Annotated in this window: 8 protein-coding genes; 4 read left to right on the top strand and 4 right to left on the bottom strand. The window is 62.6% G+C overall.

Features of this window, described 5'->3' with window-relative positions; translation table 11 throughout:
- Positions 1-601 (bottom strand): Hsp33 family molecular chaperone HslO (locus HP546_RS24315; protein ID WP_172230550.1); only part of this gene is annotated, 601 nt, incomplete at its 3' end.
- Positions 602-720: 119 nt separating this feature from the next.
- Here HP546_RS24315 and HP546_RS24310 point away from each other — a divergent pair.
- Positions 721-1,515 carry a phosphatase PAP2 family protein gene (locus HP546_RS24310; protein WP_172230547.1) on the top strand — a complete coding sequence of 265 codons (795 nt, stop codon included), beginning with the start codon at positions 721-723 and terminating at the stop codon, positions 1,513-1,515.
- Between the two features lie 110 nt (positions 1,516-1,625).
- On the opposite strand, the gene HP546_RS24305 is transcribed toward HP546_RS24310, so the two are convergent.
- Positions 1,626-2,027, bottom strand: coding sequence for an RNA-binding S4 domain-containing protein (locus HP546_RS24305; protein WP_172230544.1), 402 nt, complete (start codon positions 2,025-2,027; stop codon positions 1,626-1,628).
- A gap of 109 nt (positions 2,028-2,136) precedes the next feature.
- Here HP546_RS24305 and HP546_RS24300 point away from each other — a divergent pair, with 109 nt between their 5' ends.
- Entirely contained in the window at positions 2,137-2,619 is a 483-nt protein-coding gene (locus HP546_RS24300) for an ATP-dependent zinc protease (RefSeq protein WP_172230541.1), read from the top strand.
- Entirely contained in the window at positions 2,616-3,521 is a 906-nt protein-coding gene (gene rimK / locus HP546_RS24295; protein WP_086976046.1) for a 30S ribosomal protein S6--L-glutamate ligase, read from the top strand. The genes HP546_RS24300 and rimK overlap by 4 nt, the downstream gene beginning before the upstream one ends.
- 98 nt (positions 3,522-3,619) lie before the next feature.
- Here the strand turns inward: rimK and HP546_RS24290 are convergent, their stop codons facing one another.
- Both HP546_RS24290 and ompR read right to left on the bottom strand, forming a co-directional pair.
- Positions 3,620-4,933, bottom strand: a complete 1,314-nt coding sequence (locus HP546_RS24290; protein WP_172230538.1) for an ATP-binding protein — start codon at positions 4,931-4,933, stop codon at positions 3,620-3,622.
- A gap of 13 nt (positions 4,934-4,946) precedes the next feature.
- Complete coding sequence (gene ompR, locus HP546_RS24285) at positions 4,947-5,687, bottom strand: two-component system response regulator OmpR (RefSeq protein ID WP_079230429.1); 741 nt, start codon at positions 5,685-5,687, stop codon at positions 4,947-4,949.
- Between the two features lie 217 nt (positions 5,688-5,904).
- Between ompR and HP546_RS24280 the strand changes: the two genes are divergently transcribed.
- Positions 5,905-6,028, top strand: a 124-nt coding sequence (locus HP546_RS24280) for a Tex-like N-terminal domain-containing protein (protein WP_172230535.1), incomplete at its 3' end; no start/stop codon positions are given.

The following is a 6,028-nucleotide window of genomic DNA, read 5'->3' as shown; positions in this document are numbered from 1 at the left end:
TGAGGGTCTTGGCCAGGGCGATCACGTGCTGCCAGCTGTCTTCGCGCTCTTCGTCGTCAGGCTGGCGATCACGCGGCAACTGCTGCAGCAGCAGGCCACGGGCCTTGCCGTTTTCAGCGTTGAGCCAGAAGCGGGTATTCAGCTGTTGCGACTGGACGAAGTAGTTGGTGAAGCACTCCGACAGGTTGGTGCCATCGAGATCGACGGTGCCCTGGTAGCGCTGGCCTTTGACAGGGTCGATGGTCAGGGTCAGGTGCCCGTCAGGCATCAGTTGCGACAGGGTCGCATCAGCCGAGATCTGCTCCGCTTCGTAACGGGCCATGCCGCGAATGTCGCGGTCACCGGAACATTCGACCATCAGCAGCGGGATCGGCCCGGCGGAACGCGCCTGCAGGATCAGCAGGCCATCGAACTTCAGCGCCCCCACCAGCAGGGCGGTGGCGGCCATCAATTCGCCGAGCAATGCCTGCACTGGCTGGGGGTACTCGTGACGCGCCAGCACCGCGGCGTAGCTGTCATCGAGAGACACCCACTCGCCGCGCACATCGCGCTCGTCGAAGATGAAACGTTGGGTGAAATCGGTATCCGGCAAATCGCTCATAGGTTTTGGCTATCTGAAAATGATGACAAAATGGTTACAAGGGTTATCGACAACCTGCGAAAACCCGTGACAGAGCGCTTACAAGGCGCTCCGATTTCTGTTTGCAATAGAGGTATTTTATGGACAATCGGCCACTGTTCCAAGCAAGGTGGTCCTTGGGACCTTTGGCAGCGTGTACGCTGCTGCCCATCGCTCTACTGTGTTTCTGGTTATGGCCCATTGGCCATACCCTGTGCCTGACTTTCGACGAGTGGCTGTTCCACAGCCTGAATGCGCCGCTGGCCGACAGCACTGCCTGGCGCTACATCTGGACCGTAGGTAGCCTGCGCCCGTTCGACATCGTCGTCGGCCTGATCCTGCTGGCCGCGCTTATCCGGGGCAACTGGGTGTTCAAGGCAGCCCAGGTTCGCCAGGCCTTTTTCGGCTTTCTGGTCACGCTATTCCTCTTAGTGGTGATTCGCGCGCTGTTTTCCAAGTGGGTGGATGCAGCCGGGTGGCAACACAAGAGCCCGTCGATGATCCTCGACGGCGTGGTGCACCTCAGCGATTACTACCCCAACCTGGAAGCGGCCTGGGAGCTCAAGGACCGTTCAAGCAAGAGTTTTCCGGGTGATCATGCCTCGGTGCTGCTGATCTGGGCGCTGTTCATGAGCGTGTTCAGCCGCCGCCTGCTGCAGTACCTGGTGATCTGGGGGCTGGCGCTGCTGTTCATGCTGCCGCGCCTGGTGGCCGGGGCGCACTGGGGGCAAGATGACTACATCGGCGGATTGCTGATGGCGGTACTGGCGCTGGGCTGGAGCTATTACACGCCGCTGGCGGCCAAGGGTAGTGCCGCGTTGATTCGCTGGACCGCACCGCTATTCAACGTTGCGGCCAGGCTACCGTTGGTCGGTCGATTGGCGGTGATCCGCTAAATTTCCGGGGCCGCTTCGCGCCCCATCGCGACACAAGGCCGCTCCTACAGGCTTACGCGCCCCCCTGTAGGAGCGGCCTTGTGTCGCGATGGGGCGCGAAGCGGCCCCGGCTATTCAAAGCTCCCGTGCAGTTGGTGAATCTGCCGCCGCTGCTTTTTGTTTGGCCGGCCATCGGTGGTCACCCCCATCGCCCCCGCCTTGCGCAATTGCGCCGCCTGCTCACGGCGCCGCACACTTTCTTCGGTCTCTTCATACAGCGCCTGCGCCTCCGGCGCCCCGCGCCGCACCACCGATAACGCCTTCACCACAACGGTGCGCTCATCAAACCCGGTGCGCAGCACAAACGCGTCACCCACACGTGGCTCCTTGCCTGGCTTGCAACGCTCGCCCCGGCAATGCACCTTGCCGCTTTCGATAGCAGCCTTGGCCAGCGCCCGGGTCTTGTAGAACCGCGCCGCCCACAGCCACTTGTCCAGGCGGACCTTGTCGTCGTCTTCGGCTTTTTGTGCCATCCCGTTTCCTCGGATTCTGTCTTTCATCGAACTGTACTACCTTCACATACGGATGCAAAAAGTCCCCGCGATGCTTACAGTTCACCACCTCATTGGCAGGGTGCGTTTCGTGAAGACATTTGACCATTTGACTGTAATCGGCCTGCGCGAGTGGGTCGCCCTGCCCGACCTTGGCGTGGCCGGGCTGCGCGCCAAGATCGACACCGGCGCCAGCACCTCCACCCTGCACGCCACCGAGGTGCAACCGTTCGAGCGTGATGGCCAGCCATGGGTACGCTTCACCGCCCACCTGGGCTCACTGGTGCAGCTGCGCCACCGCCGTTGCGAGGCACCGCTGGTCACCATGAAAACCATCAAGAGCTCCAACGGCCAGGCCCAGGCCCGTTATGTCATCCGCACGTCACTGGCCCTGGGTGATCGTGTGTGGGAAGTGGAATTCACCCTGACCTGCCGCAAGAACATGCGCTACCGCCTGTTGCTTGGGGCCAAAGCCCTGATTCACGGCCAGTTGGTGGTCAACCCAGGCCTGAAGTACGTACAAGACAAACCGGCCTTCGCGGCCACCCTCTCTCCTGTCACAGGTGCTGCATGAAGATCGCTGTGCTGTCGCGCAATCCGCGTCTGTATTCCACCCGCCGCCTGGTCGAAGCCGGTACCCAGCGTGGCCACGAAATGGTGGTGATCGATACCCTGCGGGCCTACATGAACATCGCCAGCCACAAGCCGCAGATCCACTACCGCGGCAAGCCGCTGGAGGGCTTTGACGCGGTGATTCCGCGTATTGGTGCCTCGGTAACCTTTTATGGCTGCGCGGTGCTGCGCCAGTTTGAAATGATGGGCGTGTACCCGCTCAACGAGTCGGTGGCAATTGCCCGCTCGCGCGACAAGCTGCGCTCGCTGCAACTGCTGTCGCGGCGCGGCATCGGCCTGCCGATCACCGGCTTCGCCCACTCGCCGGACGACATTCCCGACCTGATCCAGATGGTCAACGGCGCGCCGCTGGTGATCAAGGTGCTGGAAGGCACTCAGGGCATCGGCGTGGTGCTGTGCGAGACAACCCAGGCGGCCGAGTCGGTAATCGAAGCCTTCATGGGCCTGAAGCAGAACATCATGGTGCAGGAGTACATCAAGGAGGCCGGCGGTGCCGACATTCGCTGCTTCGTGGTGGGTGACAAGGTGATCGCCTCGATGAAACGTCAGGCCAAACCGGGCGAATTCCGTTCCAACCTGCACCGCGGCGGCGTCGCCAGCCTGATCAAGATCACGCCAGAAGAACGCATTACCGCCATTCGCGCGGCAAAGGTGATGGGCTTGAGCGTGGCGGGTGTGGATATCCTCAGGTCCAACCATGGGCCGCTGGTGATGGAAGTGAACTCGTCACCGGGGCTGGAAGGCATCGAGATGACCACCGGCAAGAACGTGGCGGGGATGATCATCGAGCACCTGGAGAAGAATGGCGGGCCGAATCAGACCCGGACCAAGGGTAAAGGCTGACTCAAGCTTGTACCGGCCTCTTCGCGGCTAAAGCCGCTCCCACAGGAATAGCGCAGTACCTGTGGGAGCGGCTTTAGCCGCGAAGAGGCCGGTAAGTCTCACACTGCATTTCGCGGCAACAGCAATCCCAGCGGCAGCCGCACCCGAGCCTCGATCCCGCCACCCGAGCGATTGCGCAACTCGACATTGCCGCCGTGCTGCGCCGCAATCCGCTTGACGATCGCCAGCCCCAGCCCGGTGCCCTTGCCGCCCCGGGCGCGGTCTCCACGAATGAACGGGTTGAAGATGGTCTCCAGTTCCGATTCGTCGATCCCGGTGCCGCGGTCGAGTACGCTCAGCACCACATACGGCGCACTCTCGTCGCCCGATACATAGGCAGCCACCTCAACCCCCTTGCCAGCATGGTGCAGGGCGTTGCCGATCAGGTTGCCCAGCATGCGCTTGAGCGAAACCCGACGCACCGGGAACGGGGGAATCGGCTCCAGGCACAGGCGCACACGTTCTTCAGGCTGGTTGTAGGGTGCTACCACCTCACGCACCAGCTCAGCCAGGTCAACGTCCTCCACCGGCTCGTCTCGGCCATCGCGGATAAACGCCAGGAACTGATCGAGAATCGCGTCCATGTCCTCGATATCGCGGACCATGTCGTCACTCAGTTCGCTGTCGCTGTTCAGCAGGGACAACGACAGGCGCAGGCGTGTCAGCGGTGTGCGCAAGTCGTGGGAAACCCCGGCCAGCATCAGCTCGCGCTCGCGCCCGGCCTGCTCGACATCCTCGGCCATCTGGTTGAAGGCCTTGTACACCTCGGTCATTTCGCTGGGCGTATCGCTGATTGGCAGGCGCACGCTGCGGCCCTGGCCCAGCTGGCGGGCAGCGAACACCAGGCGCTTGAGCGGCTGGTTCAACTGACGCACGAAAATCCAGGCCGAGGCGGTGGACAACAGGCCGATGGCCAGGAACCAGCCCAGCACGTTCCAGATCTTCTGCCCACGTAGCGGGTGCGGGTACAGCGGGACCTTCAACCAACCGGGGCCCAGGCTAGGCGCGTTGACCCACAACGCTGGTGGCGCATGAATGCGCAGCCGGACCTCGGTGTCATCACCCAGCTCGGCCTGCATCTGCCGCTGGTAGATTTCGCTGTAGGGCCAGTGCTGCTCGCCTTCCGGCACACCAGAGCCGGTAACCCGAATCAGCCCGGCAGCCTCGGCGATCTTGTCGCGGTTTTCTTCATCCGCCGCCCAATAGGCGCGCAGGGTCAGCGCCACACCGTGGCTGTACTGACGGTCGACCAGCACGTCCTCGTTCATCAGCAGGTAGACCAGGGTCAATGCCTTCGAGAACAGCACGACGATCAGCACCAGCCACAGCGTGCGGGCGAAGAAGCTTTGCGGAAACCAGAGCGGTGTTTTCATCGACGACCAGGCATCATTTGCCGGCGTTTCCGTCAGGCACGAACACATAGCCCACGCCCCAGACGGTCTGGATGTAGCGCGGCTTGGAAGGGTCGGGTTCGATCATGCGGCGCAGGCGCGAGATCTGCACGTCGATGGAGCGCTCCAGCGCATCCCATTCACGGCCACGGGCCAGGTTCATCAGCTTGTCGCGGGTCAGCGGCTCGCGGGCGTGCATCACCAGGGCCTTGAGCACGGCGAATTCACCGGTGGTAAGCATGTGCACTTCGTCGCCGCGCTTGAGTTCGCGGGTCGCCAGCGACAGCTCGTAGTCGCCAAAGGTGACCGATTCGTCCTCGCTGCCCGGTGCACCCGGTACGCTGGGTGACTGGCGGCGCAGCACGGCCTTGACCCGGGCCATGAGCTCGTCCGGGTTGAACGGTTTGCCCAGGTAGTCGTCGGCGCCCAGTTCCAGGCCTTTGATACGGCTGAGCTCGTCGCCCTTGGCGGTGAGCATGATGATCGGGATCTGGTTGTTCTGCTGGCGCAGGCGCTTGCACGCGGACAGGCCATCCTCGCCCGGCAGCATCAGGTCGAGCACCACCAGGTTGAACACCTCGCGCTGCAGCAGGCGGTCCATCTGTTCAGTGTTCGGCACCGCACGGGCACGGTAGCCCTTGCTGGTGAAGAAACGTTCCAGCAGGCTGCTCAGCCCTGGATCGTCATCGACGATGAGAATCTTGTCACCTTCAGCGGTGTTTGGCGTGCCGGTCATGAATAACTCCTCTGGTTTCGCCGCGCATTATGGCGTAGCCATTGCTGCACGTTGCGTGAGCATTGTTAGCAGATTTTTCCCCGGGCGCCAGTTCCGGCTGGCCGGGCGCCATCACCGCAAGCCGTTTACGATGGGTATAATGCGCGGCTTTCATCCAGCGCCGCCGGGCGAAAAGCCCACAGGCGACCCCCGTTTTCACAAATGTCAGGTGGTTTACATGGACAGCATCAACAGCCGTATCGCCGAGGAATTGGGCGTACGCCCCCAGCAGGTCGAGGCGGCCGTGGGCCTGTTGGACGAAGGCTCGACCGTGCCCTTCATCGCCCGTTACCGCAAGGAAG

Source organism: Pseudomonas sp. CM25, assembly GCF_013179705.1.
Taxonomy (GTDB): Bacteria; Pseudomonadota; Gammaproteobacteria; order Pseudomonadales; family Pseudomonadaceae; genus Aquipseudomonas.
The sequence above is the reverse complement of the archived record's forward strand: the minus strand, read 5'-3'. Positions and strand labels throughout refer to the sequence as shown.

Coding starts and splice junctions, on each gene's coding strand:
- HP546_RS24310 (WP_172230547.1), top strand. CDS start 721: ATGGACAATCGGCCACTGTTCCAAGCAAGGTGGTCCTTGGGACCTTTG.
- HP546_RS24305 (WP_172230544.1), bottom strand. CDS start 2,027: ATGGCACAAAAAGCCGAAGACGACGACAAGGTCCGCCTGGACAAGTGG.
- rimK (WP_086976046.1), top strand. CDS start 2,616: ATGAAGATCGCTGTGCTGTCGCGCAATCCGCGTCTGTATTCCACCCGC.
- HP546_RS24290 (WP_172230538.1), bottom strand. CDS start 4,933: ATGAAAACACCGCTCTGGTTTCCGCAAAGCTTCTTCGCCCGCACGCTG.
- ompR (WP_079230429.1), bottom strand. CDS start 5,687: ATGACCGGCACGCCAAACACCGCTGAAGGTGACAAGATTCTCATCGTC.